Genomic DNA, 25,441 nt, shown 5'->3' with positions numbered 1-25,441 from the left:
GCTTGTATCCTAGAAGGTACAACCCACAGGAAGCAGTGAATTGGGCGGGTTTCCAGGTTTCCCAATGTTGATTTGGATCCCATGAGTGCGCTTCTCTCCCCGGCAACCGATTTGCTGGACGAGTTGCGGCAGCTTTTCCCCTTTGAGCTGGACGACTTTCAGATCCGAGCCATTCAGGTTCTGGCTGCTGGGGAATCGGTGGTGGTTTGTGCTCCCACAGGATCCGGCAAGACCCTGATTGGAGAATATGCGATCTATCGAGCCTTATCCCAGGGCAAGCGGGTTTTCTATACAACGCCCCTAAAGGCCCTCTCCAACCAAAAGTTCCGGGATTTTGGCCAGCAATTCGGCCCAGAACAGGTTGGCCTGCTCACCGGCGACATTTCCATCAACCGGGATGCACCGGTCTTGGTGATGACCACCGAGATCTTCCGCAACATGCTCTACGGCACACCGATATCCTTGGCAGTGCAAAGGTATGCCTACGGCGAACGCGATGACGGCACAGAATTCTCAGAGGGCGAGGTGGATCCCTTGCGGGATGTGCAGGCGGTGATCTTGGACGAATGCCATTACATGAACGACCAGCAGCGGGGCACCGTCTGGGAAGAAGCAATCATCTACTGCCCCCCCACGATCCAGCTCATTGCCCTTTCTGCCACCCTGGCCAACAGCGACCAGCTCACCGATTGGATGAACCAGGTGCATGGCCCCACCCATCTGATCGACTCCAACCACCGCCCGGTGCCGCTGCAATTTCACTTTGCCAATCGCAAAGGGCTGTTCCCCCTGCTGGAGCAAACCGAGTCGGGGCAGTGGGTTCGCAACCGCCGCTTGAAAAGCAAACGGCCCAACTCCCACGAGCCCTCCTGGGCAGGAGTGCCGGACATAGCGCAGGTGTTGGAAAACTTGCGCCAGCGGGACATGCTGCCGGCCATCTATTTCATCTTCAGTCGCAAAGGCTGTGATATGGCCGTGGCCAGCGTAAGGGATCTGGACTTGGTAGCCAGCGAGGAAGAACGGCAGCAGTTGGCCGAGCAGATCGACCGCTTTTGTCGAGAAACGCCCGAAGCTGTCCGACGAGATCAGTTGGATGCCCTTTACCGGGGTATTGCCGCTCACCATGCCGGCATGTTGCCTGCCTGGAAGGGACTGGTGGAGCATCTGTTTCAGCAGGGGCTAGTGAAGCTGGTCTTCGCCACTGAGACTTTGGCCGCCGGGATCAACATGCCTGCGCGAACCACGGTGATCTCTTCCCTTTCCAAGCGCACCGACAACGGCCACCGCCTCTTGACCGCTTCCGAGTTCATGCAAATGTCGGGCCGAGCCGGACGGCGGGGCAAGGACATCATCGGCCATGTGGTGACGGTGCAATCCCCGTTTGAGGGGGCCCAAGAAGCTGCGCGGCTGGCCACCTCTGGAGCGGATCCCTTGGTGAGCCAGTTTACCCCCACCTATGGCATGGTGCTGAACCTGCTGCAAAAGCACTCTTTGGAAGCAGCACGGGATCTGATCAACCGCAGCTTCGGCCAGTATTTGCTCTCGTTGCAAAAGTTGCCCGAACAACAGGAGATCCTGCACACGCGCGCCGAGCTGGAGGAGATCGACCGTCTCTTGGGAGGCATTGCCGACGAAGATATCGCCCGCTATGAGAAGATGCAGGCGCAACGGCGGGAAGAACGACGCATTTTGCGCTACTTGCTCAAACAACGGGAAGCTGAGCCGGATCCCACCTTGCGGCTGTTGGCCTTTCCCCACATTCATGCCCAAGAGGAAAAAATCCGTGCCCTAGAAGCTCAAATCCGAGAGAACCCCGCTCACCAAGTGGGGAAAAAATTGCTGGGTTTGCGAGAAAAACGCCAGCGCTTGCTCAAGCGCCTCGAGCACCTGGAGCGGCAAAGCGATTCCGTGCAGGAGTTGCGCTGGCAGCAATTTATGGCCTTGGTGGGGGTGTTGCAGGATTTCAACTGTCTGCAAGAGTATCAACCTACCGATAGCGGAGAGGTGGTGGCCGCGCTGCGGGGGGATAACGAGCTCTGGCTGGCGCTGGCTCTGCTCTCGGGTGAGTGTCAGGGCTGTGCTCCCCATCATTTGGCCGGAGTTGTGGCTGCCTTGGTCTCAGAGGCTCCCCGTTCAGGTACCTACAGCCGGCTGCGCACCTCGGGGCTGGTGGAGGATGTGCTGCACGGATTGCGGGGTTTACGGCGGCAGCTGTTCCGCAGCCAACGGCAACACCAGGTGTTTCATGTGCCGATTGGGTTTGAGCCCAGCTTGGCTGGGATCGTCGAACATTGGGCGCAAGGGATCCCTTGGGAAACCCTAGAAGCCAGCACCAACCTAGATGCCGGAGACTTGGTGCGCCTGATCCGCCGCACGCTGGATTTGCTTTCTCAGATCCCTTATGTTCCCCATCTGCCGGCGGAGTTACGGGAAAATGCCCGTCAAGCCCAAAAAATGCTGGATCGCTTCCCGGTGAGCGAGTTGATCTAGCGAGCTCAGACCGTTTGCTGTTCAGTGAGGTTGCAGCTCTATGATGCCCGCCGGTGAACCCACCCTCAGGGATGTGTTGAGTGTTATTGAAGAGATCCGGCAAGATGTGGAAGAGATCCGACAGGATGTGGAAGGACTACGGCAGGATGTCTCCAGAACCAACGAGCGGCTAGAAGCCCTGGCAGCCGATCAAGCAAAGCGCTGGGCCGAGCAGGAAAGACGTTGGGCTGAGCAGGAGAGACGTTGGGCCGAGCAGGAGAGACGTTGGGCCGAGCAGGGGATAGAAAACCGGGTGATCCTAGAACGAATTGACACCTATCAAAAGGCTAGCGCCCAAGTGGTTAACCTGGCTTTTGCCTTGATTGGAGCTGCCACCGTAGCTCTTGTCGGCATCGTCCTACGGTTGGCCGTTAGTCTATAGTCTATAGTCAGCTGGTTCGGCAAAAACTTCGGCAGGCAGGATGGCCTTGCTTCTCTATTCGGCAACTGGTACGGCTTGTCCTTGAGTTTGGCATTCCGAATGGCCATCTCTGACAGGGCCATGTCCCACCCCGTCTGTTATATCCCCTATTGTGTCCCACTTTAGCCTGGATTACAGTGGGTTTCCCCGGTCTATCGTGGACACTAAAAAGCCCAGAAGCCTTGCTGGGTAAGAGCTTTCTGGACTTCAGTGGACGTTATCGGATTACGGAGAGAGTAGGATTCGGTCGCGCCAGCGGGCCGGATGGCCTTACCCACGGTGAGTTGCTCTGACAAACAAGTTCCAGCGGAGAGAGTGGGATTCGAACCCACGGTGAGTTGCCCCACACAGCATTTCCAGTGCTGCGCCTTCGACCACTCGGCCATCTCTCCAGATTGAGAACAGGGGCGACTTTCCAGGAGGGCTAAAAAGTCAGCTTTGTGATCCTAGCAAAGGATGGAAGCTATTAACGGGATCCTTTGGGATCCCCAGGCCGAAACATTTGCAGCAACACTTGCCGGCGAGAGCACCGCCAGTAATCAACATGGGATCCGATCAACCCCGTCTCATTGATCTGCATCTCTGTCCAGCCGGGGATGCACAGGCGGGGACGCCAAGGCAAAGCCAAAGCACCGCTCAGGATCCACTCGGTGCGGATCTGGTTGCCGGTTTGCCGAATATCCTGCAGATCGAGACGGATATCCTGTAGCCAACGCCCTATCCCCTCGATCATGCGGCGATAGCGATCCAAGCCGCGAAACTCGTTGAGGGGATCCCGGAAGTAAACCTGCGGGTCGTAGATCGCATAGGTCTGATCCCGGGGAAAGCGAGCGTAATCTGCCCGCAAGATGGCCACCAGATCGGCGCTAGGCGGGGCTTGGGAAGGAAGGCTCATGTCTTGGCCACGACAGAAAGAGACACCGTTTCCCCAGGGGCGGGGCAACACAACTGGATGGATTGGGACGTGGCGGCATTCAAGGCTGCCAGCTTTTCTCGAAACTCCTGCAGGCTGCCCAAGGGGCGGATCTGGGCGGCAAACCACCCGTGGTAGTCCACCTCTCCCATCGCCGTAGGGATCACCTGCTGGGGGCGTAGGGCTGCCACCACCTCCAGGGCCCGCTCTGGCCCCATGATCACCTCTCCCAAGAGGGGAAAGATCTGCCCCACCACCGGAATCAGTAGGGTATGGATGGAGCCAAACTCCTGCTGCAGCCGCGGGCGGACATCCGGTTGGGAAAGATGAGGCTCGTAGTAAAGCCGTGTCTGAGAGGGCACCTCTTCCAGCAGATAGCCCAGCTCACGGACAGGCCCTAGGGGCGCACCGGGAATGGCCGTGACCCGCAGATCCCCCCAGCGAACAGACTGCCAGGGATCCAGAGCCTGAACCGTTGCAAATCCTAGACTCTTCACGACTCTGGCTGCAGCCGGCGAGGCCAAAACGGGGATCCGCTTATCCAGGCGCTGCAACGTTGGTGGGTGGCAGTGATCCGGCTGGGCTTGGCTGAGGAGGATCCCGTCGATTTTGGGCAAGGTCTCCGGCGTAAAAGGGAGCGGCTGGCGGTGCTCCAGGCGGATGAACCAGGGGATCCCCAGAAACACCAGGGGATCCACCAGCCACGGATCCAATAGGAAGGTTTGCTCCCGGGTGTGGATGAGCCAACTGTTGAGGTCGATGCGGGTCAGTTGCATGAGTTTGAAGTGAGGTTATTGCCCGGTAATGGAGAGATCGGCAACCCAGATGCGGGGACACAGCCCACCCGGTGTGACTTGCGGCTCGGGCTCGACGTAGAAAATCGACTTCAACAGCTCCAGGAAGTCTCCGGCCACCGTGGCCGCTTCGATGCTGATGCGTTCTCCTTGGCGTACCCACCACCCCTGAAACGGCAGCGAGAAGGATCCCTGTAGGGGCTTAACGCCGGCATGAAGCGCTTGCAGCTCATCGATCCAAACTACATTTTCAGCCGTAGCCAAGTCATAGGTGCTCTCCGGCGGTGCCCCGGCAAATACATGGTAGTAGTGGGCGGCAACTGTGACCTTGGCGCCGATGTTGGCATGGCCAGTGGGCTTGGCTCCTAGGCGCTTAGCCGTACCGGCGCTGTGCAAAAAGTGGGTCAAGACCCCATTGGTGATGAGAGGGACACGGCGGGTGGGGGTGCCTTCTCCATCAAAGCTGATCGCTCCCACATTGGTCGGGTGCAGGGCATCGTCACACACCGACAGAAGAGGTGAGGCAATGGTCTTGCCCAGGGATTCTGGGGTGGACAGGCTTTGGTTGTCCAAAATGTTTTGGGCATTGAACACATTGGAGAAGGCGCCCAACAAACTCAAAAAGGCTTCTCCTGAAAAGACCACTGTGTATTTTCCAGAAGGGATCCGCTCGTACTCCAGATGGCTAATCAGTTTCTCAGCAGCTTCCTGCACACAACCCTGGATATCCAACTCATCCAGGCTGCGAGCCACTCGCATGGCTCCGGCGCTGCGGGGTTTGCGACCTTCTTGCTCTGCCTTGCTGTAGAGAAAAACCGAAGCGAGGGTATGCTCCTCTTGTCGCAGGGCTTGGTGGCTGTTGAGGTAGAAGCGGTTGATTTGCCGCTGCGCTAGGCCGTTGTAGGGCACCCCCTGAATGGCGGGATGGGATCCCAGGAGTGCCTTTTCAGCAGCCACCAACTGTTCCAACAAGTCGCCAGCCAAAGCCAACGGCCCTTTGTCGTTACAAGGCTGGGCAATGGGCAGAGTGGCTTCCGGGCTGAATTGAGGGGCATGTTCCCGCACGCCAAAATGGCTGGCTTCAAAGGCCGTTTGCAGGGCCAGTTCCAGCCCCGCCTCATCCACATCGGTGGTGGAAGTTACTCCCACCTGCCCTTGGTCGTTCCAGGCCCGCACCGTCACGCTGCAGCGGTGGGAAGCCTTGACCTGGCGAGGTTCCCCATGATCTACCTGCACGCTGGTTTCATCCACTTGAGCCCCGTAGAGATCAAACTGAGGGATCCCCAGCCGCCGGGCACAGCTTTGTGTCTGTTCTGCCAACACCTCGACTTGCACCATTGCCACTCCCCAAGTTCCTGTTGCCATCCAGCGCCTCTAGTAAACTACCCGCACTCATGCTGACGCAGAGCGCTCCGCACCGCTAAAGCGAAAGAGTGCAGGCTTTCGGTAGCCCTGTAGTTGGCAAGCCAACCACGGACCTCTAGGCTGGTTTACAGCAGCCCCAAGTTTGGCAATCATGTTGGCCCCATTCCAGTCCGCATCCCCTTCCCATCCACAGTGCCCACACTTAAACTGCTTCCCACTGCGATTTTGCTACGCAACGCTGACGCGACAGGATTGCGCAGGGTCGGGATGGATGTGCAAACACTTGTGACAGGTCTGCGAGGTATAAGCAGGCGGAACAAGGATTAGAGAAACCCCTGCAACTCTCGCCTTGTATTCCAGAAACTGCCTCAGTTGGTAGAACGCCCAACTGTTGGCCCTGCGCCGCTCGGCTTTGCTGCGGGGTTGTTGGTTGATACGCTCCCGTATCCCTGTCAAGTCCTCTAAAGCAATAGCGCTATTTGTGGCCTTTGCCCTAGAAACAATAGCTTTAGAGATGCGATGATTGACCCACGTTTTTGCTACGCAACGCTGACGCGACTGAAAGCGTCTCTCCTTACCAGACAGCCGTTGCAACAGTTCTCTGCATCTGCGCCGCGAACTGCGTGTGCCCTTACTGGCTTTGCGTTGGAGTACCGCCCTCAACCGGGAGTAGTGGTCTCGGACTCTGTTCAACTGCTGTCCATTCCAGTTGTCCCCCTCTGACGTATGGGCAATATCTGTCCTTCCCAAGTCCACGCCTACCACCTGAGCGGTGTTCTGCTGTTCCGGTAACTTTGCTTCCACGCAAATCTGGATGGAGTAGGAACCGTCTTTGCGCTTGACCAGAGTGGCCGTTCGCGTCAGCGGACCGGAGGTCTTTTTGGGATTGGAGCCTGCCAACTGTTCTCTCTGGTAATGACCAATCGCCAGCTCAAAGCGTTCTCGACCCTCCACCGTGGTGAGCGACACCGTCCAGTCTTTCTCGCGAAACGAAAAGATACGAGCGTCGTAGGTAGCGAAGCCACCCTTGTTCGCGTTAGCGTCGCGTAGCGACAACGCTTTGACCGGGCGGTTTTTCTGTTGTGCCACCTTGCGAGCAGACGCTACCCGTCTGCATATCTGTTGGTCGCGTAAGCGGGACGTAGTCCTTGCCAAATTACTGGACAAGCCGAAACGGGCACGGATTTCGTAGTAGCACAGGGATTGGAGTTTCAGTGGGTTGACGACTTTCTCGGGTGTGTTTTGGTTGACCCAGTTCAAGGCTTGGCCGTTCGCGTTAGCGTCGCGTAGCGACAAAGCATCCAATGTCTCGTCCAATTTGGCGGCTTGCGACTGGGACACCTTGAGCTTGCAAGAAACGGTCAGGACTTGGGTCATAGCCTTATTGCATTTTACTCACATTCCTCCCGACCCTTGCCCTGTGGGCAGAGAGCGGGGCTCCTGCGGTTTCTAGCTGACGGGCTAGCCAGGCAGTTAAATCCTCCAAGCTGTTGAAGTCCAACAGAGCTTCCCCCAGCGCCTCCAGTTGTGACGTTGACAAAGCCCAAATCTTATTCTCAAGGGCCGGGTCAAGGGATCCCAACTTCCGCCTGAGCAGCCGCAAAACCAGCGTTGCTTCCCCGTGTTGCAATCCCTGTTGTAATCCTTGTTGCAATCCTTGTTGTAGCCCTTGTTGCAGGCCCAGTTGTAGTCCTTCTCTGCGTCCTTCTTTGCGCCCTTCTTCCAGCCCCTCTCGCAGAGCTTCTGCCCGCCACTCTTGGTAGATCACCGATTCCCTCATATCCAAAGACCTCATGATTTGTCGAATCAAACCCCGATCCAATGCTAGTCCCGCCAAGACGGCTGTTGCGGCTGCCAATTCCCTTCTCTCACTGGGGTCTGCCAAGCTCTCTAGCTCACTGACCACCTCTCGCAAGGTTTCTGCTGGATCTTCCACCTGGCTTAGAACCCGAAACGGTAGCAGGGCTTGCCGATCCGCTCCGGCCCTCAAATCGCATTCCCACAGGCGGACAACATCGAACTCATGGCTCAGCCTCTCTAGACGAAAAGAGGTCTGGAAAACTCCCTCCGACCCCGTTTTGCGCAAGTCAATCGCGTTAGCGGTGCGGAGCACCTTGACCACCTGCTGCACCGATAGGTGAGGATACCTCCGATAGAGTCGGAGCCGAGCCACTTCTCCCATGAGCCAGCGGGCAAACTGCTCTGGGAAACGCTCGGCCAGATATTTGCAGACGTTGTCATAGGCCATGTCGAGGTGGATCCCTGGAATTAGCGACCGCCCACGGTAATGGAATCTACCTTGATGTGAGGCTGCCCCACCGTCACATAAATGCTGCCGCTGACGGAGCCACAGAACCCAGCTGCCAAGCTGAGGTCTTTGGAACACATGGAGATTTTGGTCAAGATGTCTTTGGCTTCTCCGATCAGGGTGGCTCCCTTGAGGGGTTTGGTAATCTTGCCGTTTTCGATGAGATAGGCTTCTTCGACGGCGAAGTTAAATTGCCCAGTGGGGCCGACGCTCCCTCCCCCCATACGCTTGCAGTAAATGCCTTTGTCGATAGAAGCAAAAAGATCGTCCAGTTCTGCATCTCCGGGGGCAATGTAGGTATTGCGCATACGGCTGGCGGGGGCAAAGGTGTAGTTCTGTCGGCGACCGCTGCCGGTGCGAGGGTGGCCGGTGCGCATTGAGCCAGCCCGATCCGCCAAGAAGTTTTTCAAAATGCCCTTCTCGATCAGCAGAGTGCGCTGGACGGGCATCCCCTCGTCATCCACATCCAGGCTGCCAAAGGCCCCTTCAGAGAGACCTTCATCCCAGGCGGTGAGGTTTTTGTGGGCAATTTTCTGGCCTTTTTTGTCGGCAAAGGGAGTGGTTTTGCGCTCAATCTGGGTGGTTTCCAACAGATGCCCGCAGGCTTCGTGGAAAATGACGCCGCCAAAGGCGTTGGACATCACAATCGGGTAGGTGCCGGATTCCACATAGTCGGCATAGAGCATCTGGCCGGCAGCTTCTGCCAGCTCCCGGCTGTGGGCCTCCAGATCCCAACGGCGCAAAAAGTTGGGATCCCCCGTACCGCCGGAGCGTTGACTGACAGAGGCGCGATGGGATCCATCGGCACAGAGCAGCGTAGAGCTCACGGATTGGGTGAGGCGCACATCCCGCACAAAGGTGCCATCGCTGCAGGCCACCAGAATCTCTTGCCAATCGCGGAAATAGGTGGTGCGGCGGGACTGCACATGGCGGGCTTGGCGACCCAGTTGCTCGTTGGCTTTGAGCAGGATCTCCCCCATCTCCGCAATGGGGCTACATTCCTTCAACCAGCCATCTTTGCGGCGACGCTCGCCGTAGTCCTGCAGCATCTCCAGGTTGATGGCAGAAACCAGCGCTGTGGGGCCGGGAGGGGTGAGGCCCATCAGCGAAAGGCCCTTCTCCAGAGCAGCCTTGAGACCGGCAAAGGACAGATCGTTGGTGCTGACGTAGCAGTCGGCCAAGCCGCGAAACACCCGCACGCCGGCCCCGGTGGAGAGCCGTGGGGTGATGCTGGTGATGGCGTCATCTTCGGCCAGGCAACTGATGGAATTGCCCCGTTCTAGAAAAATCTCCACCAAATCGGCACCGGCAGCCCGACCCCAACCCAACAGGGCAGAGAGGGGATCCCGCCAATCCTCGTCGAAGCGCTGTAGAGTATGACGGTAGTTCAGGTTGGGCAGTTCTTTGGACAAAAGCAGCATGGCAGGCTCAGGGAGTAGAGACGAGCTAAGGCCGGCGCAAGTTTTCGTTTTCTCAGTTTAACAAGGAGTAAAGGTTCTCCCCTGCCGGCAGGTTGGCCTTGAGCTTGACAAGGGCGGGGGAGCAATCGAAGATCGCTGCACAAGGAAACCTCGACTTGCAATGGCTGCCAAGAAAAAACCGCCGGAGCTTCAGCCCAGCCTGTTTGACGATCCCATCGAGCCGCCAGCCCCGGCGGAGGAGACACTCCCCCAGTGGGATCAGATCCCCCTGTCGGCCCAGGTGTCCATCCCCCCCGGCACTTACAGGGATTTGGAGCAACTGAAGCAGCATTGTTTGGTATGCCAGCGCTGCGACTTGGCAGCCAGCCGTACCCATGTGGTGGTGCATCGGGGCAACCCCAAGGCAAGGATTTTAATCATCGGAGAGGGGCCAGGGGAAAGCGAAGACCTGCAGGGGCTGCCTTTTGTGGGCAAGTCGGGACAATTGCTGGATAAAATCCTGGCTTCGGTGGGGCTGGATCCCGAGCAGGACACCTACATCTGTAATGTGGTCAAGTGCCGCCCCCCTAACAACCGCGTGCCCACCCAGGAGGAGATGGACGCCTGCCGTCCCTATCTGTTGGAGCAGATTCGCCTGGTGGATCCCTGGATTATTCTGCTCACGGGGGCCACCTCGGTGCGCTCCCTTTTGGGCGAGAAGCGAGGGATCACCAAGATCCGCGGGGAATGGATCCAGTGGCAGGGGCGCTGGTGTATGCCCATCTTTCACCCGGCTTATCTGCTGCGCAACCCAGACCGCACCCCCGGCAGCCCCAAGTGGTTGATGTGGCAGGACATCCAGGCGGTGAAGCAAAAGTATCTGGAACTCAACGGCACAACGCCACCTCAGCCGGACTTTTGAGCCCATTTTCCCAAGCGCCCCTTCTCCCAAAGGGGAGCAAGGGATCCCTACCTTGGCTGATCCCCAGGTTTGAACCCAGTCAAGAGGCCAAAGCGGAGCAAGCCGGTGGCATAAGCCTGACGCATCAGGCCCAGCCCCAGCGCCCCGCGAACGGTAACCCAGCCGCTGCGCAGCAAAGCCCAGATCCAGCGCCAGTCGCGGGCAGAAGCGATCACCTCATCCCAGAAAGGGGCCACTCGCTCCGACCAGTCGGCGCTGCGCACCTGCTCAAAGCCCACCTGTTGGGCCAGAACCTCGTAGCCGGAGAGGCTGATCACATAGGGTAGGCAGTACACCTCGTAGATTTTCTGCAAAAGCTGTTGATCCTGCCGACTCAGGGATCCCTCGCGGTGGCACCAGGTCACCACCATCAACTGCCCGCCCGGTTGCAAGACCCGCCAGCATTCGGCCAGAAACCGCTGCTTATCCGGCATGTGCTCGCCGCTTTCCAAAGACCACACCAAATCGAAGGTGTCGGCTGCAAAGGGCATCTCCAGAGCATCGGCCACCTGAAATTGCACCATGCTGCTCAGGCCGGCCTCTTGGGCGCGCTCCCCGGCCCGCTTGGCTTGGACGGGGCTGAGGGTAATGCCCGTAACCTGTGCCCCGAAGCGCTGGGCTAATTCCAAACTGCTCCCCCCAATGCCACAGCCAAGATCAAGAATGTGCTGGGGAGGGCAGGGATCCCCGATCTGGCCCCACTGGATAACCCTATCAATCAAGTCAATCTGAGCTTGGCGGCGATCCTTACCGGTTTGGCCCGGCTCGTAATAGCCATGGTGCATGTGCTCCCCCCACACCCGCTCCCAGAGGCCGGAGGAGGCATCGTAGAAGTGGCGAATGCGTTGGTTGAGGGTGGAGGTCACGGCGGCAGATCTCGGTCTATGGCTTTCTCATTTTGGATCCTCTTGCCCGGTGGGGCTTGATGGGGAGGTCTTGAAACCCGATTCGCGTCAGCTGGACGGAGCCATAGGGACAGACTCCTTCCGAACTCACCTTGGAGCAGAAAGCGATCCCAGCGCCCAAACCAACCGCTGCACAGCACTCAAGAGCACCAGAATCGCCATCAGCCCAAACAAGCCCACCATGTACTCCGGGAAAAGGAAAAACAAGCCGTAGAAAAAGATGGTTTCGCTGCCCTCGATAAGCCCCGACGGCATACTTAAGCTGGTCAGTTCATCCAGGGATCCCGCCCCGCCGGAACCATCTGTCCTCATTGACCCGCAACGCTGTCGCGAACGCCGTTTTTCCAACAGCCCTGCCAAATACATCCAGGAGCAAAGGTTGATGTAAAAGCTGGCCAGCATCAGAGCCAGAGAAGCATAGCCCAGCAGGGATCCCTGGTGAAAGGCCAGCCCCAGGGGAACGACTGCGTAGACCACCACGTCCAGCAGCATATCCAGGTAGCCCCCCAGATCGCTTTGCCGTCCCTGCAGACGAGCCAACGTGCCGTCCAGCCCGTCCATAAACCGGTTCAGCAACCACAGGCCCAGCCCCCACCCGTAGGCCCCGTAAGCTGCCGCTGTCCCAGAGGCCAGGCCCATGGCAAACCCTGACAGGGTAATGGCTAGGGGATGCACCTGTTGGAGAGGGGTTTGCAGCACTGGAGCCAACAGCCGCTCCTTCCACTGCCTAAGCACCTTATCCAGCAAGAAACACTCCTTTCTTATTGCTCTGCAACGCTGTTGCCGATGATCACCACCGGCTGGGATCCCAGAGGCCAGAGGCACAAAACCTCTGGATTCAATTTTCTTGCTCCGCACCGCCAACGCGATGGAAATCATCATCCCAGAATCATCCCAGATGATGAGAATGCTACTGAAGGGAGGTCAGAGCAAAGTGCTGTGCCTACGGCAAAGGAACCGCACCGCTGTTGCGAATGAAGCGGATACCTACGCGGAGTATGTTTGCTCTGGCCCCTTTCCTCTACCGGAAGTGCTGCGGCAAGCCTAGGCTGGGACAAAGCCTGTGGGTAAACTAAAGGTTAGGCTGGGTAGCCTATCGCCTGGCGGACTGTGTGCTCCTTAACTCGGTGTTCGCGGCACCTTTTTCTCCCTCAACTCCAACATACCTACGAGCGAGTCCATGAGCGAGACCCCCACTTCCCCAGCAGAAGCGTTCGCGGCACCAGAGCCGGTCATTGCCATCACCGGCCTGACCAAAACCTATCGCACAGGATTTTGGCTGAACAAGGTGGTCAGCCCCCTCAAAGATTTTTCTCTGACTGTGGCCCGCGGAGAAACCTTTGGGCTGCTGGGGCCCAACGGGGCCGGGAAAACCACCACCATCAAATGCCTACTGGGCATTGTGGAGCCCACCCGCGGCAGCGGCACTTTGCTGGGCAAACCCCTGGGGGATCGCTCCATCAAGCAACAGGTGGGATATTTGCCGGAGAACCCCTATTTTTACGATTACTTGACGGCATGGGAGTTTCTCCAGTTTGCCGGCAAGGTGTTTGGTCTGCCCAATAGCCTGTTGAAGGAGCGGATCCCGCAACTGCTGGAGCTGGTGGGGCTTTCTATAGATACGGCCCGCAAAAAACAACTGCGCACCTACTCCAAGGGCATGCTGCAGCGCACTGGCATGGCCCAAGCGCTGATCAACGACCCAGAGCTGGTTTTTCTGGATGAGCCGATGTCGGGACTGGATCCCATGGGCCGCTATCAAATGCGCGAGATCATTCTGTCCCTCAAGCAGCAGGGCAAAACGGTGTTTTTCAACAGCCATATCCTGGCGGATGTGGAAGTTATCTGCAACCGAGTCGGCCTGATCATCGGCGGCAAATTGGTGCATCAGGGAACTTTGGATGACTTGCTGGGAGAGAGCAAAAGCTATCGGGTACAGGGGCACGGTGGCGCCGTCGAACAGTTCCGCGACCGCCTAGAGCACTTCTCGATTCAGGGATCCCATTGGTCGGGGGAATGGAGTGGATCCCTACCGGAGTTGCTGGCCCTTTTGAACCAAGCGGGGGCACTGGTCACCGACTTGCATTGGCAACGGCAATCCCTAGAAGAATTCTTTGTGGAGCAAGTGCGGGCCATTGAAGGGGATCATCCGGTCTCTGCCTAGGCTGGCCGTTCGCACTGGTGCTATGGAGAACCCCGAGAGCAGGACGGAGTTCTGCCCTGAGTATTTCCCAGTAGGGGACTCTGTGCTCCGCACCGCTAATCGGCGGCAATAACAGCCCGGTAGTAGCCTTCCAACTGTTGGGTGGCTGCCGACCAGCTCCAGCGTTCTGCCTCTTGGCGGGCTTGCTGTCGGAAGAGCTGTCGCTGCCCGACGCTGCTCAGGAGTTGCTGGGTAACCTGGACAAAGTCGCTATCCGAATTGGGATCGAACAGAAAGCCATTGCGCCCACTGTCCACCACATCGGTAATGCCGCCGCAGCGGGGGGCGATCACCGGACAACCGGCAGCCATGGCTTCCAACAGAACCAGCCCCAAGGTCTCGGTGCGGGAGGGGAACACGAACAAATCCGCCGAAGCAAAGGCCGCTGCCAGAGACTCTCCCTGTAGGTAGCCCGTAAACACCACATCGTGGCCGGCAAAATGTTGCTCCAGGGATCCCCGCTCTGGCCCATCCCCCACAATAGCTAGGCGCGCCTGTGGGATCCGCTCTAGCAACACCCGGATCCGCCCTACTTCCTTCTCAGCCGAAAGCCGCCCCACATAGAGCAAAAGAGGCCGTTCCGGTTGCCCTGCGGTGAGCCGAGCCCGCATTTCTGAACTGGCCGCCTGGGGATGAAACAACTCCGTATCCACTCCTCGCTGCCACAGCTGCACCCGCTCAATGCCGTGGGCGCTCAGCTCCTGCATCATGGCCGTCGAGGTGCAAAGATTGACCCGCGCCAAATTGTGCCCCAGCTTCAGGAGATTCCACAAAACCCCCTCCAGAAAGCCCAGCCCATAATGCTGCAGATACTTCGGCAGATGGGTATGGTAGGAGGCCACCAGCGGGATCCCCATCGTCTGGCTGTAGTAGAGGCCCCCCAATCCCAAAACTGCCGGGTTCACCACGTGGATCACATCCGGTCGGAAACGGCTGAGCAACTTGCCGATGGCCGGGCCGGGGGCAGCCAGCTTCAACTCTGGATACAGAGGCAGCGGCATCCCCGGGATCCCGTAGACCCGTGCCCGTGCAAACCGCCGGGGGGCTCCCCGGGGCGCGACGATGAGCACCGAGTTGCCTCGAGCGGTTAGGTGACGCACCGTGTGGCAGAGGCGGGTAACGATGCCATCCACCTTGGGCAGAAACGTCTCCGTAAACAGGGCTATGCGCATCAGGGATCCCAAGCCTACTGTTATTGCTCCGCAACGCTGCTGCGACCGCGCTACTCGGACGGAGCCCTTAAAGACTCTAGAATGAGTGTTGCACAAAACGACAACGCCGCTACGACTTCCGTCAGCAGACTTGAGTACCTCACTCCACCGGAAAAGAATGGGGCGTTGGCTCAGGTTCGGTGAAAGTCTGCACCTGGCTTTGGCCAAGCGTATCTGCGGCGGTTTTGCTGATCAACAGTAGGGTCGCCGCCAGGGCCAGCCCAATAACATCCCGCCACATGCTCCACTCCTCAACTCCTCACTCCTCTTGCCCATTACTGTAGCGGCGGTTTTCTCGACTTGGCAGGGATAGAGGACGGATTTTTACATAACACGAACCACTGCCAAAATTGCGGCTTTGCCCCCTGCCGGCTAGTCCCGGAACGTCAGCTGCAAGCTGGTTATCAGCAGCACCAAAGAAGAGACCGCCATCACCCCTCCCCAAAACCAGTAGGGCAAGAACAAGTTTTGGGCAATCTGGCTGGAATCGGAGTGGATCACCTGACCATTGATCACGGCAGAGGCCGTAAATAAGTAGTCAAGCTGGTGGTAGGTGCTCACACAGGCCTGCACCCCCAAAAATTGTGCAGCGAAGCCCCGCAGCCAGGGGGAGGCCCAGCGAGCTACCGCCAGGATCCCCAAACCCATACCCAAGAGGAACAGGAGGCCAAAGGGAGAGCGAACCCAGAGCAGCGTCGATAGCAACAGCAGGGATCCCAGAAGTACCAGCCCCAACCGAGTTGTGCTGTGGCGGCGGGAGGCAAGGATGAACAGGGCCCCAGCCAGCGGCGGCCCCATCGGCCCAGCAGCGGCCACCAAAGCTTGCCCCACCCGTCCCAAAAACAGCTCGCCACTGTGAATGGCCAGCCCCGAGCCGTCGGGATAGATCTCCAGACGATGAAACTCCCCACCCAACAGCACTGCCGTCAAGCCGTGGCCCATCTCATGAAACCAGGTGGCCAGAATCGTAAAGGGGTAGAGGATATAGTTGCCCCAGGGGAGCTGCCAGAGCAAGACCGTCAGACCTGCAGCAGCCACCAACCAAACCAAGCTGTGCCGGCCAGGTTTCTCGGAAGGGGAGGGAGGCAGCTCAAACTGAGTCATAGAGCAGCAGTGGGTAGACAGAAAAAAGCCTAAAACGCCTCGTCTTCTTAGACGACTGCCGGCAGAGGAGAGTTCCAAGCCAACCCCGAGAAAATCCAGAAAAACATATGTCTCAAACCAGTTTGCAATGGATGTAGGTCAGGTAGGCTGAAAAAGACTCTGAGGGATCCCTGTCTGTGGCCACCTTCCTGCGCGACTGGAGCTACCGCTTTCCCTGGCTTTACCGCAGCATCAGCCGCGGGGCTGCTCTGGCGGTGGGGGGATACGAGCGGTTGCGGAGATTGCCCATGCAAGGGATCCAGATTCATCCCCAGGAGCGGGTGTTGGATCTCTGCTGTGGCCCGGCTGAAGTGACCCCACTGTTGGCGGAGCTGAGCCAGCAGGTTATTGGGTTGGATGCTTCACCAAGAGCCCTGGCAGCGGCCCGCAAACGCCTCCCCAAGGTGGAATTTGTGGAAGCCTTTGCCCAGGATATGCCCTTTCCCAATGCCAGCTTTGATTGGGTGCATACCAGCTTAGCCCTGCACGAATTGTCCTTCGCAGATTTGGAGCAGGTGCTGCGGGAAGTGTGGCGGGTGCTCAAGCCGGGGGGAGGACTCTTGATTCTGGATCTGCACGCGCCTCGACAACCCTTGATCTGGCCTGGGCTGGCCCTCTTTTTGGCCCTGTTTGAAACCGAGACCGCCTGGGAGCTACTCAAGCTGGACTTGCCCGAGCATTTGCAGCAGCAGGGGTGGCAATCCATCCGGCAGACCCTCCACGCTGGGGGAGCTCTGCAGGTTATCCAGGCGCGAAAGCCTGCCGCCTGAGCTGCACCCCTGAGAGCGGCAGTCAGCCCTGGTGCCAAAAGGGAGTGCCGAGGACAGGCGTACTGGGCTGAGCTGTTTCCTGAGGGATCATGGCCCCGGCCAGGTAGGCTCGGCGGCCTGAGCGCACCGCTTCTGCAAAGGCCTCGGCCATGGCCACCGGATCCCGGGCCAAGGCCACCGCCGTGTTTAGCAGCACCCCGTCGAAGCCCCACTCCATCACCTGGCAGGCATGGGAGGGCAGGCCCAAGCCGGCATCCACGATCAGCGGCGCCTCGATCCGCTCCCGCAGCAGGCGCAAGTTGTAGGGGTTGAGAGGGCCTTTGCCGGTGCCGATGGGGGCCGCCCAGGGCATCACCACCTCACAGCCAGCATCCAAAAGCCGCTGGCAGAGCACCAGGTCGTCGGTGCTATAGGGCAGCACCTTAAAGCCGCGCCGGACCAGCTCAGCAGCAGCAGTGGGCAGTTGCACGGGATCCGGCTGCAGCGTGTAGTCATCCCCAATCAACTCCAGCTTGATCCAGTCGGTGCCGAACACCTCCCGCGCCATCTCCGCCGTTGTGATCACCTCCTGCACGCTGTGGCAGCCGGCGGTGTTGGGCAGAACTGGGATCCCCATCTTCTGCAACAGAGCCCAGAACCTCTGGGAAGTTTCTGGCCCCAGTGCCCCTTGCCGCCGCAGAGAAACCGTCAACAAACAGGGCTGCGCGCGCGCCACCGCCTGCTCCAAAATGGCCGGCGAAGGGTAGCGAGCCGTACCCAACATCAGACGGCTGGGTAACGGTTGGCCGTAGAGAACCAAAGGATCCTCATCGGCCAGAGTTGAGGGAGAGCAATGGAGAAGGGTGGACATGGCTGAGGCAGATAGAAAAGCGGACTTGAGCGCTAGCCGCCGGCAACCGGAGTGACGATCTCCACCTGGTCGCCTTCTTGCAGACGGGTTTGCTCGTATTGGGCACGCGGCACAAACTTCAGATTAACCGCTACCGCAAAAGGGCCGCTGGCCCCCACCTGAGCCACTGCCTCGGCCAAAGTGGTGCCTTCCGGCAAATCGTAAGGCTTTTGGTTGATCAAGACACGCATGGCGACAGGGACTCACCGGCAAGAGGGGCAGCCTGCACCTGAAAGGGGATCCCAAGCTGCTGCGCCAAGCGGCAACTGCCGTGGTGGAGGTACTCCAAAACGGCATCGTGAATGGCGGGGGAGATGAGGAAACCATGGCGGTAGAGGCCGTTGATCTGCAACAGCCGCGGGGAGCGCTCCACCACTGCGGGGAGATGATCTGCCAAGGTGGGGCGACATTGGCTGCCTAACTCCAGGATACGCGCTTCGGCAAAGGCAGGATGCACGGCGTAGGCGGCGCTGAGCAGCTCCAGAGCCGAGCGGACACTCACCGGCGAGCGATCTTCAGATTCGATTTCGGTAGCTCCCACCACAAACAGGTGCCCCGGCTTGGGAGCGATGTAGATCGGGTAGCGGGGGTGCAACAGCCGGGTCGGGCGCCGCAAAGATACTTCCGGGGCATACAGACGTACCACTTCGCCCCTAACTCCCCGCAGCGGTGCCTGTCCGCCCCATTCTTTTCGGGATCCCAGGCCGCGGCAGTCCAAAACCCACCCGCCGGTTTGCTCCTGCCAAGCTCGCGCCTGCTCCAGATCCCAGGGGCGGCCCCACTCCACCTCCACCCCGTGCTGGCGCAATTTGGCCAGCAAAGCAGCCAGCAGTTGGCGGTTGTCCAGTTGGCCCTCCTGGGGAAGATACAGGCCCTGCGCAAATCGCCCGGCTACCGATGGCTCCAGCTCGGCCAGAGCCTGAGCATCCAGAGGCTGGGGCTTAGGGAGAGCGGGAAGGCGCTCCACCACAGCGGCCAGCAGGGACGAGAAACGTCTGGCTTCCCCGGCATCTTGGCGGTGCCAGAGGATCAAAGTGCCCTCCTGCTGAAAGAAAACCGGCTCTGGCAGGCTGGCCAGAAGGGCGGGCCAGCGGGAGAGGGCATAGTACCCCTGGGCCACCACACTGGCTTCGGCGACGGCGGACTCGGCCAAAGGAGCTAGCATAGCAGCGGCAAAATGGGCAGCGCTGCTCTCAACAGCAGCAGCAGGAGCCGCCTCCACAATGCGGACGGGATGCCCAACCTCGACAAGGCTGGCGGCCAACAAACGCCCCATCAGCCCAGCCCCGAGGACAAGGATGGGATCCCGCTGCGCTGCCCAAGGCAAAGTGATCCCTACTGCTGACGCAGCAGCGGATGGGCCCGTCAGGCTGGCTGCCGGATTTGTCAGAGAAGAGGAGGGTGGAAGGGTTAAAGTGCCCCGCACCACTGGCACGATGGATTCCATACTGGATCCCATGATAGGCTTTCCAGCTCGGCGATGAATCTGCTCCCACCTGTGCCTGCATTTGTTGATGGAGTGCTGGGCCAAGCTTCGCTGGAACGCCTTTTCACTTGGAGCTTTTTGTTTGATCTCGCTGTTGGTCTCCGGGATCCGTCTGGGGGTGCCGGTGTTGCTGGCGATGTTGGGGGAGGTGATCACGCAGTGTTCTGGCATTCTCAATTAAACCGGAATGAAACATTTCCCTCTAGCCCCCTTCTCCCCCTGAGAGAAGGAATGGGGGTGAGGGCAGTGGCGCGGAGCGTTTAGGGGGTGTCTCAATCTAGTTTGAAATGACTATAGTTCCCCTCTCCCTTGGTGGAAGAGGGGCTGGGGGCGAGGGGGGATCCCTTGGGCTGAGAAGCGCCAAGGGTGGAAGTCCGTCAGGCAGTGTAGTAGGCAGTGCCTTTATTGACGAAGTCCAGCGTATAGGCAGCCCGGTAGTTGATGGTTGGCTCAAATACGCCGGCCACCGTCATGCTGTCGAAGAAGTCTTGCCAGCGTTTGTCGGTCATGGCGCCAATGCCTTTTTCCAACGCATCGCCGGACAAGATGATGCCGTACTCCTGCAATTTCTCGAAGCTGTAGGCCAACTGGGCATCGGTCATCTCCGGGTTGTCCTGCTTGATCAAGCGATAGGCCGGACGGGGATCCTCCAAGAAGCTGTACCAGCCTTTGATAGAGGCATCCACGAATCGCTCCACCAAGTCGGGCTTGGTTTCCACCAGTTGGCGACGGGTTTCGATGGTGGTGGCATAGGGTTTGTAGCCCAAATCCGCCAGGAGGAAGACCACCGGCTCAAATCCCCCTTCCCGTTGGATGGCAAAAGGCTCGGATGTCAGATAGCCTTGCTGAGCTGAGCTGGGATCCGCCAAAAAGGGGCCGGGGTTGAAGTTGTAGGGACGAACCTGATCGTCGGTGAAGCCAAAGCGGGCCTTTAGGTAGGGCCAGTAGGTGGCAAGCCCCCCTTTCGAGACGAAAATGGGCCGGCCCTTGAGCTCTTCAAAGCGCTGGGTGCCGGGGTGGGTCATGATGATCTGCGGGTCTTTTTGAAAAATGGCCGCCACGCACACCAAGGGGATCCCTTCTCGCACAGCATTGATCACCCCTGTGCTTCCCCCCATGGCAAACTCGGCAGCTCCACCGGCCAAAACTTGGGTGATGTTGATGCCAGGGCCACCCATCTTGATGGTCACATCCAGGCCATGCTCGCGGTAGATGCCGGTCGCCACCGCCTGATAGAAGCCCCCATGTTCCGCCTGAGCATACCAGTTGGTAGCATAGGAAACGCGATCCAGGCCGGATCCCTGAGCCACGATCAGGGTGGGAGAGGGTTTGCGCTGAGCTTGGGCACCCCCTGCCGCCAACAGACCGCCCCCAAGGGCTGCGGCCCCCACTTTGAGAAGCTGACGGCGGCTCAGAGCCTTGGTGTTCGAGTCAGAGGGTTGAGACGAAGCCATAATCCATTCTCCCTAAGCTAATCCTTGCAAGGTGTGAGGGGGCCAAAGATGCAGGTACAGCCTATTGAGGGGCTACGGATACGGTTGTAAACCTACTTGTTCTAAACCTCATCGGAGTCAAGCCTCAGAAACACGATGTTTTGTATCCCTTAAGTTTTGTATCCCTTAATTTGTGAACAGGCTGTAACTTGCGACACCCCATTAAGCCAGAAACCCTTGGACAGAGCGGTATCTCCGGCTACCGGTACTTGCAGACGAGATCCGCCGGCATTGGGTTCCATCGGCGGGAGGCCAAGCTGCCCTGGGGCCAGCACCTCAGTTCGCAAATGGCAAGAGGAACAAAACCCGAAACCAGCCTTGCCCTGGTCTATCCCAAACCTGTAGCCACCGAACATGACCGGCGCTCGAAGTAGCCTGCAGATCTCATTCTGCCGCAATCTTGCTGGGTCAAAGAGCCCCACCCCTTGAGCATTTGCCGGAGCTGTTGGCAATTTATCCCCGGTCGGGATGGAGTTGCGGCCAATTGGAGAGCTTGCTTTCTAGAGCTTGCTTTCTGCTAAGGCAACCCGCTATGCTACCGCCCAGATTGAGGCATTCTCCCGTGGCAAGTCAGCAGCTTCGTGTCTATGTCCCCCCTCACCCGCTCATTAAGCACTGGCTAACCGTGGCTCGGGATGCGGAGACGCCCATGCCCCTGTTTCGCACGGCCATGTCGGAGCTGGGCCGCTGGCTAACCTATGAGGCGATGCGGGAGTGGATCCCCACCCAAACCGTTCAGGTGCAAACCCCTTTGGAACCCGTTGCCGCAGAGGTCATCGCGCCGGATACCCTGCTGGGCATTGTGCCTGTATTGCGGGCTGGCTTGGCGATGCTGGAAGGCTGTCAGGCCCTTTTGCCCCAGGCGCGGATCTTTCACATTGGCATGGTGCGGGATGAGGAAACGCTGCAGGCCAGTTGCTACCTCAATCGCCTTCCAGAGCGGATCCCTGAACAGATGCGCATTCTCATTCCCGAGCCGATGTTGGCCACCGGGGGCACGCTGCTCTGGGTTTTGGATGAGCTAAAAAAACGGGGGGCGGATCCCAGCTTGGTTAGAATTGTCAGCGCATTGGCAGCGCCCCCAGGGTTACAGCGGTTGGGATCCCACTACCCGATGGTGCAAATCTTCTGCGCCATGATTGACGAGCGGCTGAACGATCGAGGGTTCATTTTGCCCGGGCTGGGGGATGCAGGGGATCGTGCCTTTGGCACAGAAAACTAGCCACTGACCCACTCAATCTGTCTGTCTTCTCTGCTGCTGGTTTTTGAGCCAAGATCTTCGGCGACACACGCATTCTGTAGTGCTCAATCGAGCTTTTACCACTTCTGGCGCACGGATTGCCCATTCACCCAGATGCTTTGAGGGAGAGCATTTGAGGCTAACCCCCCTCAGATTGGTCAAGCTATTGGATCATGGGTAATGTTGGCCGCTTCAGGGATCCCGGTCGCGCTGCTTGAAATTTTGACGGGGCCAGCGCCTTTCCCTTTCCTGCACCTATGCGACTTGTCCTTACCAGTTTAGATGGCAGCTTGCTGGATCTAGAGTTCAACAGCTATGGTGCTGCCCGACAAGCCTTGGCTGCCCTAGAGCGCCGCTCCATTCCCTTGGTGCTCTACAGCCTGCGCACCCGCGCTCAACTGGAACATGTGCGGCGGCAGTTGCGCCTGGAGCATCCGTTCATCTGTGAGGATGGCTCTGCCGTTTACGTTCCCGAGCATTACTTCCCGGCGGGCATCCTAGACGAGCAGTGGCAACACCGACCGCCCTACTACGTGTATGCTTTGGGTCTGCCCTATTCTCGCCTGCGCAGCATCCTGCAACAGGTGCGTCAAGATTTCCACTTGGACTTGATCGGGTTTGGGGATTGGACTGCCTCTGAACTGGCCGCTGCCACTGGGATCCCTTTGGAAGAGGCAGAGCGGGCGCAGCAGCGAGAGTACAGTGAGATTTTCAGCTATTCCGGGGATCCCGAAACCCTACGGGAAGCTTTTGCCCAACAAGAGGCCAACCTCACCCAACATCTGCTGCGGGTGCGTCAGCTCCACTTCTCCAGCCTGCCGCAATGGTATCTGACCGGATGGATACGGCCAACGATGGCCGCAGAACCCAATTGGTTACCGGGGGAACAGGCGGTGCAGCGGCTGCTGGATTGCTACCAACGGCATCTGGGCCCTATCAAAGCTTTGGGCATTGGGTGTTCCCCGCCAGATGTGGCCTTTTTGCGATGGTCGGAACAAAAAGTGGTGCTTCCCAGCCCCATTGCGGATAGTCTCTGGAGTGAGGCCCTGCCCCAATGGCAATTGGCTCAGCTCCCCGGCCCAGAGGGGTGGAATGAAGTGGTGTTGATGTGGTTGGAGGAAACAGATCATGGTGATGAATAGGCAGCAGATTGGTCGTCAGGCTGTACCCTTAGGCCTGAAAACGGTGGGGTGCCTGCTGAGCTTGGCGGTGGCCATGCCTGCCCACGCGCAACCGCCCATGACCCTACTGACAGGGGAGCCGACGGTCGCCCAACTGAAGGAAGACGGAGCTCGCTATCTGCAGATGGGCTTCCATACCTTGGCCATCAACGCCTACCGGAGCGCAATTGAACTGGAAGAAAAAACCTTGGTGCTGCCCAGCGAACGGGATCCCGACGTGCCTTTCAACCTCGGCTTGATCTATGCCCGTCAAGGCAAGCTGGCGGAGGCCCGCGCCGCCTTTCAGCGCTCGGTGGAGGTGGATCCCAGTGGCTTTAAGGCTCGCTATCAACTGGCCTTGGTGGATCTCAAGCTGGGGAACCTGGTCGCTGCCAAAGAGCAGCTCACCCTCTTGGCCCATGCCGCCAGCAACCATCCCGAAACCCACAGCCATATTCAAGCTCTGCTGGCCACTCTGGAGTCTGTTCCCTTGCCCGGCCAACAAGGGGAGAACCCGGCTCGCCCTCCAGCCGTTGAGTCAGAAGCCGCCAAGCTTTTGCTCGAACCTCAGAAAACAGAAACAGCCGCCCTGCCCACCGCAGCTGAGCAAAAACCGCCAGAGGAGACAAAACCTCTCTCGACTCTGCAGCGGCTACGTCAACGGGAGCGGGACTAGAGCCCCCTCTAGTTTTAACTATTTCTTAAGGCATGGGGCCGGCTGCCAGGGATCCCGTCACCGGGCCTTGGGCTAGGCTCGCCCCTTTTGGGGATCCGACTGAGAATCCTCGGGCTGGGGCCCTTTGGTGGTGAACACCGTGGTGAACATCATCAGCATGCCTCCCCCCAAGATCAGCAGGGCTAATCCGCCAAACATCCAATTCATCCAAGCTTGAACTTCCATGGGGGAGCTCTCCAGAATACGAGAATCCATTGGGCAGTTTTATCCTACATCTGGAGAAACGGTGCCCAGCAGCTACTGATTGGCTCGGTAAAGCAACCCCAGCCCTACGGCGGCACAGATCAAGTTGGGCAACCAAGCCGCCATTGCTGGCCCCAGCGTCCCAATTTGTCCCAGCGCCTGGGTGATGAACAGCAGCACATAGAAGGCAAAGATAATCAGCACACTGATGCCCAACCCCAAAGAGGAACCGGTGCGCTGCGGGCGCAGCCCCAAAGGCACCCCAATCAGGGTAAACGCCAGACACGCGAAAGGAATGGCATACTTTTGGTTGAGGCTGACCTGTAGACGACGCACCCGTTGCAGATCGCCAGAGCTGGCGATCACCTCGATGTAATGCTTCAGCTCCCGAATGTTCATTTCCTCAGGGCTGCGAATCTCCTGAGCCAGCTCCAGCGGCGCGCGAGGCAGACGCAACTCCTGCCGGCTGAAGGTGGCAATGTTGCTGTAGGTGCCATCCGGAGAAACGATGTAGTTGGTGCCATCCTCAAACACCCAAAGATTCTCTTGGGGATCCCAGCGCCCCCGCTGGGCCAGCAGAATTTGGTTGAGCGCCTCGTTGGAAAAATCCAGGACGATAATGCCGCGCATTTGCTTTCCATCGAAGCTGCGGGCGTAGAACTGACGGGTTAGCCCTTGTCGCCGGGAAAAGGTGCCGTCCGGCTCAGGCATGAGGATCTCGCCAAATTCTTGGTAGAGGATATTCTCCCGCCGGAAGTCCGGATCCCGATTTAAAGCTCGATTCAAAGTCGTGGCCGCTTGGCGATTGCTCACCGGCACCACCAGCTCATTGAACAGAAACGTTAACGTCGTCACCAGCAAGCTGAGGACGAGGGCAGGCACCATGAGGCGGTAAAGGCTCACCCCGCATCCGCGCAAGGCCGTGATCTCGTTGTCGGCAGACAAGCGCCCATAGGCCAGCAACGTCGCCAGCAACATGGACATCGGGAACGTCAAAACGATGATCCCCGGCGCCCGCAGCACGAACACCTGCAAGGCTGCTGAAATCGATAACCCTGCCTCCACCACCAGGCGCACCAGCTCGAACAGGGATCCCACCGCCATCACCAAGGTTGTGAAAGCTCCCACCCCAAAGAGAAACGGCAGCAGCATCTCCGAGAGGACATAGCGATCCATCAGGCCCACCGCGCAAACGAGGGAGAGCCTGTGGTCAGGCCGCTCGCGGGAACGGGCAGGAGGGAGAGAATGAAGTTTCACGCAACCCAAGGAAGTAGTAGGCAGGACAGCCGAAGGCTGTTAACGACTCTAGACCGGAACACTGGGCAATGAAA

At 58.8% G+C, this 25,441-nt stretch carries 24 protein-coding genes, 1 tRNA gene and 1 pseudogene; 8 read left to right on the top strand and 18 right to left on the bottom strand.

The window, feature by feature from the left end; genetic code table 11:
- Positions 1-81: 81 nt before the first annotated feature.
- Together ACVWZJ_RS03130 and ACVWZJ_RS03125 are read left to right on the top strand one after the other, a co-directional pair.
- The gene (locus ACVWZJ_RS03130; RefSeq protein WP_457394536.1) at positions 82-2,490 is read left to right on the top strand and encodes a DEAD/DEAH box helicase; all 2,409 of its coding nucleotides are present in this window, start codon (positions 82-84) and stop codon (positions 2,488-2,490) included.
- Positions 2,491-2,530: 40 nt separating this feature from the next.
- Complete coding sequence (locus ACVWZJ_RS03125; RefSeq protein ID WP_011433978.1) at positions 2,531-2,911, top strand: hypothetical protein; 381 nt, start codon at positions 2,531-2,533, stop codon at positions 2,909-2,911.
- Positions 2,912-3,257: 346 nt separating this feature from the next.
- On the opposite strand, the gene ACVWZJ_RS03120 is transcribed toward ACVWZJ_RS03125, so the two are convergent.
- The 7 genes and pseudogenes from ACVWZJ_RS03120 to ACVWZJ_RS03090 form a co-directional block, all read right to left on the bottom strand.
- A tRNA-Ser gene (locus tag ACVWZJ_RS03120) sits at positions 3,258-3,342 on the bottom strand.
- 74 nt (positions 3,343-3,416) lie between these two features.
- Positions 3,417-3,845 carry a DUF2358 domain-containing protein gene (locus ACVWZJ_RS03115; RefSeq protein WP_011433977.1) on the bottom strand — a complete coding sequence of 143 codons (429 nt, stop codon included), beginning with the start codon at positions 3,843-3,845 and terminating at the stop codon, positions 3,417-3,419.
- A complete protein-coding gene (locus ACVWZJ_RS03110) occupies positions 3,842-4,639 on the bottom strand; it encodes an MBL fold metallo-hydrolase (protein WP_011433976.1) in 798 nt (265 codons plus the stop codon). The genes ACVWZJ_RS03115 and ACVWZJ_RS03110 overlap by 4 nt, the downstream gene beginning before the upstream one ends.
- 15 nt (positions 4,640-4,654) lie before the next feature.
- Positions 4,655-5,995, bottom strand: coding sequence for a TldD/PmbA family protein (locus ACVWZJ_RS03105; protein WP_011433975.1), 1,341 nt, complete (start codon positions 5,993-5,995; stop codon positions 4,655-4,657).
- Positions 5,996-6,049: 54 nt separating this feature from the next.
- Positions 6,050-7,399, bottom strand: a pseudogene (locus ACVWZJ_RS03100) (RNA-guided endonuclease InsQ/TnpB family protein).
- Positions 7,400-7,403: 4 nt separating this feature from the next.
- Complete coding sequence (locus ACVWZJ_RS03095) at positions 7,404-8,270, bottom strand: DUF4351 domain-containing protein (RefSeq protein WP_457394531.1); 867 nt, start codon at positions 8,268-8,270, stop codon at positions 7,404-7,406.
- Between the two features lie 20 nt (positions 8,271-8,290).
- Positions 8,291-9,751, bottom strand: a complete 1,461-nt coding sequence (locus ACVWZJ_RS03090; RefSeq protein ID WP_011433971.1) for a TldD/PmbA family protein — start codon at positions 9,749-9,751, stop codon at positions 8,291-8,293.
- A 160-nt stretch (positions 9,752-9,911) separates the two neighbouring features.
- On the opposite strand from ACVWZJ_RS03090, the gene ACVWZJ_RS03085 reads away from it, so the two are divergent.
- On the top strand, positions 9,912-10,652 hold the full coding sequence (locus ACVWZJ_RS03085; protein ID WP_238376782.1) for a uracil-DNA glycosylase: 741 nt from the start codon (positions 9,912-9,914) through the stop codon (positions 10,650-10,652).
- 47 nt (positions 10,653-10,699) lie between these two features.
- Here ACVWZJ_RS03085 and ACVWZJ_RS03080 read toward each other — a convergent pair whose 3' ends face one another.
- On the bottom strand, positions 10,700-11,557 hold the full coding sequence (locus ACVWZJ_RS03080) for a methyltransferase domain-containing protein (protein WP_011433969.1): 858 nt from the start codon (positions 11,555-11,557) through the stop codon (positions 10,700-10,702).
- Positions 11,558-11,683: 126 nt separating this feature from the next.
- Complete coding sequence (locus ACVWZJ_RS03075) at positions 11,684-12,478, bottom strand: CDP-alcohol phosphatidyltransferase family protein (protein ID WP_202943701.1); 795 nt, start codon at positions 12,476-12,478, stop codon at positions 11,684-11,686.
- A 298-nt stretch (positions 12,479-12,776) separates the two neighbouring features.
- On the opposite strand from ACVWZJ_RS03075, the gene ACVWZJ_RS03070 reads away from it, so the two are divergent.
- Positions 12,777-13,760 (top strand): ABC transporter ATP-binding protein, encoded by a 984-nt coding sequence (locus ACVWZJ_RS03070; protein WP_011433966.1) that lies wholly within the window; start codon positions 12,777-12,779, stop codon positions 13,758-13,760.
- Positions 13,761-13,855: 95 nt separating this feature from the next.
- On the opposite strand, the gene ACVWZJ_RS03065 is transcribed toward ACVWZJ_RS03070, so the two are convergent.
- The 3 genes from ACVWZJ_RS03065 to ACVWZJ_RS03055 form a co-directional block, all read right to left on the bottom strand.
- Positions 13,856-14,971, bottom strand: a complete 1,116-nt coding sequence (locus ACVWZJ_RS03065) for a glycosyltransferase family 4 protein (protein WP_011433965.1) — start codon at positions 14,969-14,971, stop codon at positions 13,856-13,858.
- A gap of 139 nt (positions 14,972-15,110) precedes the next feature.
- Positions 15,111-15,251, bottom strand: a complete 141-nt coding sequence (locus ACVWZJ_RS03060; protein WP_011433964.1) for a hypothetical protein — start codon at positions 15,249-15,251, stop codon at positions 15,111-15,113.
- Positions 15,252-15,382: 131 nt separating this feature from the next.
- On the bottom strand, positions 15,383-16,114 hold the full coding sequence (locus ACVWZJ_RS03055) for a M50 family metallopeptidase (RefSeq protein WP_041436739.1): 732 nt from the start codon (positions 16,112-16,114) through the stop codon (positions 15,383-15,385).
- A gap of 176 nt (positions 16,115-16,290) precedes the next feature.
- Between ACVWZJ_RS03055 and ACVWZJ_RS03050 the strand changes: the two genes are divergently transcribed.
- The gene (locus tag ACVWZJ_RS03050; protein WP_011433962.1) at positions 16,291-16,923 is read left to right on the top strand and encodes a class I SAM-dependent methyltransferase; all 633 of its coding nucleotides are present in this window, start codon (positions 16,291-16,293) and stop codon (positions 16,921-16,923) included.
- Positions 16,924-16,945: 22 nt separating this feature from the next.
- Here ACVWZJ_RS03050 and ACVWZJ_RS03045 read toward each other — a convergent pair whose 3' ends face one another.
- The 4 genes from ACVWZJ_RS03045 to ACVWZJ_RS03030 all read right to left on the bottom strand — a co-directional run bounded on the left by ACVWZJ_RS03045 (position 16,946) and on the right by ACVWZJ_RS03030 (position 20,752).
- The gene (locus tag ACVWZJ_RS03045; protein WP_041436737.1) at positions 16,946-17,773 is read right to left on the bottom strand and encodes a thiazole synthase; all 828 of its coding nucleotides are present in this window, start codon (positions 17,771-17,773) and stop codon (positions 16,946-16,948) included.
- A gap of 32 nt (positions 17,774-17,805) precedes the next feature.
- Positions 17,806-18,003 carry a sulfur carrier protein ThiS gene (gene thiS, locus ACVWZJ_RS03040; RefSeq protein ID WP_011433960.1) on the bottom strand — a complete coding sequence of 66 codons (198 nt, stop codon included), beginning with the start codon at positions 18,001-18,003 and terminating at the stop codon, positions 17,806-17,808.
- Positions 17,991-19,139: an FAD-dependent oxidoreductase gene (locus ACVWZJ_RS03035; protein WP_011433959.1), complete on the bottom strand. Its 1,149-nt coding sequence runs from the start codon at positions 19,137-19,139 to the stop codon at positions 17,991-17,993. The genes thiS and ACVWZJ_RS03035 overlap by 13 nt, the downstream gene beginning before the upstream one ends.
- Positions 19,140-19,675: 536 nt before the next feature.
- A complete protein-coding gene (locus ACVWZJ_RS03030; protein ID WP_011433957.1) occupies positions 19,676-20,752 on the bottom strand; it encodes an ABC transporter substrate-binding protein in 1,077 nt (358 codons plus the stop codon).
- A 571-nt stretch (positions 20,753-21,323) separates the two neighbouring features.
- Between ACVWZJ_RS03030 and upp the strand changes: the two genes are divergently transcribed.
- The 3 genes from upp to ACVWZJ_RS03015 all read left to right on the top strand — a co-directional run bounded on the left by upp (position 21,324) and on the right by ACVWZJ_RS03015 (position 23,867).
- Positions 21,324-22,013: a uracil phosphoribosyltransferase gene (gene upp, locus ACVWZJ_RS03025; RefSeq protein WP_011433955.1), complete on the top strand. Its 690-nt coding sequence runs from the start codon at positions 21,324-21,326 to the stop codon at positions 22,011-22,013.
- A gap of 275 nt (positions 22,014-22,288) precedes the next feature.
- A complete protein-coding gene (locus ACVWZJ_RS03020) occupies positions 22,289-23,173 on the top strand; it encodes a hypothetical protein (protein ID WP_457394521.1) in 885 nt (294 codons plus the stop codon).
- Entirely contained in the window at positions 23,160-23,867 is a 708-nt protein-coding gene (locus ACVWZJ_RS03015; protein ID WP_414328993.1) for a tetratricopeptide repeat protein, read from the top strand. The genes ACVWZJ_RS03020 and ACVWZJ_RS03015 overlap by 14 nt, the downstream gene beginning before the upstream one ends.
- 72 nt (positions 23,868-23,939) lie before the next feature.
- Here ACVWZJ_RS03015 and ACVWZJ_RS03010 read toward each other — a convergent pair whose 3' ends face one another.
- Complete coding sequence (locus ACVWZJ_RS03010) at positions 23,940-24,092, bottom strand: hypothetical protein (RefSeq protein WP_414328994.1); 153 nt, start codon at positions 24,090-24,092, stop codon at positions 23,940-23,942.
- A 72-nt stretch (positions 24,093-24,164) separates the two neighbouring features.
- The gene (locus tag ACVWZJ_RS03005; protein WP_414523008.1) at positions 24,165-25,367 is read right to left on the bottom strand and encodes an LptF/LptG family permease; all 1,203 of its coding nucleotides are present in this window, start codon (positions 25,365-25,367) and stop codon (positions 24,165-24,167) included.
- Between the last annotated feature and the right edge of the window lie 74 nt (positions 25,368-25,441).

The organism is Thermostichus sp. OS-CIW-29, assembly GCF_054058195.1.
The sequence above is the reverse complement of the archived record's forward strand: the minus strand, read 5'-3'. Positions and strand labels throughout refer to the sequence as shown.

What these genes read in the sequence shown, in the direction of transcription:
- ACVWZJ_RS03070 (WP_011433966.1), top strand. Translation starts at nt 12,777, where the DNA reads ATGAGCGAGACCCCCACTTCCCCAGCAGAAGCGTTCGCGGCACCAGAG.
- ACVWZJ_RS03125 (WP_011433978.1), top strand. Translation starts at nt 2,531, where the DNA reads ATGATGCCCGCCGGTGAACCCACCCTCAGGGATGTGTTGAGTGTTATT.
- ACVWZJ_RS03010 (WP_414328994.1), bottom strand. Translation starts at nt 24,092, where the DNA reads ATGGAAGTTCAAGCTTGGATGAATTGGATGTTTGGCGGATTAGCCCTG.
- ACVWZJ_RS03095 (WP_457394531.1), bottom strand. Translation starts at nt 8,270, where the DNA reads ATGGCCTATGACAACGTCTGCAAATATCTGGCCGAGCGTTTCCCAGAG.
- ACVWZJ_RS03015 (WP_414328993.1), top strand. Translation starts at nt 23,160, where the DNA reads ATGGTGATGAATAGGCAGCAGATTGGTCGTCAGGCTGTACCCTTAGGC.
- ACVWZJ_RS03055 (WP_041436739.1), bottom strand. Translation starts at nt 16,114, where the DNA reads ATGACTCAGTTTGAGCTGCCTCCCTCCCCTTCCGAGAAACCTGGCCGG.
- ACVWZJ_RS03020 (WP_457394521.1), top strand. Translation starts at nt 22,289, where the DNA reads ATGCGACTTGTCCTTACCAGTTTAGATGGCAGCTTGCTGGATCTAGAG.
- ACVWZJ_RS03075 (WP_202943701.1), bottom strand. Translation starts at nt 12,478, where the DNA reads ATGATGATTTCCATCGCGTTGGCGGTGCGGAGCAAGAAAATTGAATCC.
- upp (WP_011433955.1), top strand. Translation starts at nt 21,324, where the DNA reads ATGCTACCGCCCAGATTGAGGCATTCTCCCGTGGCAAGTCAGCAGCTT.
- ACVWZJ_RS03030 (WP_011433957.1), bottom strand. Translation starts at nt 20,752, where the DNA reads ATGGCTTCGTCTCAACCCTCTGACTCGAACACCAAGGCTCTGAGCCGC.
- thiS (WP_011433960.1), bottom strand. Translation starts at nt 18,003, where the DNA reads ATGCGTGTCTTGATCAACCAAAAGCCTTACGATTTGCCGGAAGGCACC.
- ACVWZJ_RS03065 (WP_011433965.1), bottom strand. Translation starts at nt 14,971, where the DNA reads ATGCGCATAGCCCTGTTTACGGAGACGTTTCTGCCCAAGGTGGATGGC.
- ACVWZJ_RS03045 (WP_041436737.1), bottom strand. Translation starts at nt 17,773, where the DNA reads ATGTCCACCCTTCTCCATTGCTCTCCCTCAACTCTGGCCGATGAGGAT.
- ACVWZJ_RS03060 (WP_011433964.1), bottom strand. Translation starts at nt 15,251, where the DNA reads ATGTGGCGGGATGTTATTGGGCTGGCCCTGGCGGCGACCCTACTGTTG.
- ACVWZJ_RS03105 (WP_011433975.1), bottom strand. Translation starts at nt 5,995, where the DNA reads ATGGTGCAAGTCGAGGTGTTGGCAGAACAGACACAAAGCTGTGCCCGG.
- ACVWZJ_RS03110 (WP_011433976.1), bottom strand. Translation starts at nt 4,639, where the DNA reads ATGCAACTGACCCGCATCGACCTCAACAGTTGGCTCATCCACACCCGG.
- ACVWZJ_RS03115 (WP_011433977.1), bottom strand. Translation starts at nt 3,845, where the DNA reads ATGAGCCTTCCTTCCCAAGCCCCGCCTAGCGCCGATCTGGTGGCCATC.
- ACVWZJ_RS03085 (WP_238376782.1), top strand. Translation starts at nt 9,912, where the DNA reads ATGGCTGCCAAGAAAAAACCGCCGGAGCTTCAGCCCAGCCTGTTTGAC.
- ACVWZJ_RS03130 (WP_457394536.1), top strand. Translation starts at nt 82, where the DNA reads ATGAGTGCGCTTCTCTCCCCGGCAACCGATTTGCTGGACGAGTTGCGG.
- ACVWZJ_RS03090 (WP_011433971.1), bottom strand. Translation starts at nt 9,751, where the DNA reads ATGCTGCTTTTGTCCAAAGAACTGCCCAACCTGAACTACCGTCATACT.